Raw genomic sequence first — 538 nt, 5'->3', positions numbered from 1 at the left:
CTCCATGGCCCTCTGTCTCGCCGAAAGCCTGGTGGAGTGCGCCGGCTTCGATGCCGCGGATCAGATGCGCCGCTCTCTGCGATGGCGCGACCAGGGTCACTGGAGCAGCACCGGGCGCTGCTTCGACATCGGCAACACGGTCGCGGCCGCGCTTGAGCGCTTCGAGGCAGACGGCGATCCCTTCGCAGGCTCGGCCGATCCTCGCACGGCGGGCAACAGCTCGTTGATGCGGTTGGCTCCGATTCCACTGGCCTTCGCGCAGACGCCGGCCGAAGCGGTCCGCTTGGCCGCGTGGATGTCGCGCACCACCCATGCCGCGCCCGAGGCGGTCGATGCCTGTCGCTACCTGGCGGGGCTGATCGTCGGCGCACTCCAGGGGACGCCGAAGGCACGGCTGCTTGAGCCCCGGTTTGCACCGGCCGGCGTCGACTGGCACACCCATCCACTCAGCCCGCAGATCGATGCCATTGCCGCCGGACGCTTCAAGGAGCGGCAGCCCCCGGCCATCCGGGGCACAGGCTATGTGGTGCACGCATTG

The 538-nt window shown here is 69.7% G+C and carries 1 protein-coding gene; it reads left to right on the top strand.

Features of this window, described 5'->3' with window-relative positions; all coding sequences use genetic code 11:
- On the top strand, positions 1-538 hold a 538-nt coding region (locus tag G3480_RS27355; RefSeq protein WP_206171950.1), incomplete at both ends, for an ADP-ribosylglycohydrolase family protein.

This window comes from Thiorhodococcus mannitoliphagus, from assembly GCF_010915725.1.
In the GTDB taxonomy this organism is placed as follows: domain Bacteria; phylum Pseudomonadota; class Gammaproteobacteria; order Chromatiales; family Chromatiaceae; genus Thiorhodococcus; species Thiorhodococcus mannitoliphagus.
The sequence above is the reverse complement of the archived record's forward strand: the minus strand, read 5'-3'. Positions and strand labels throughout refer to the sequence as shown.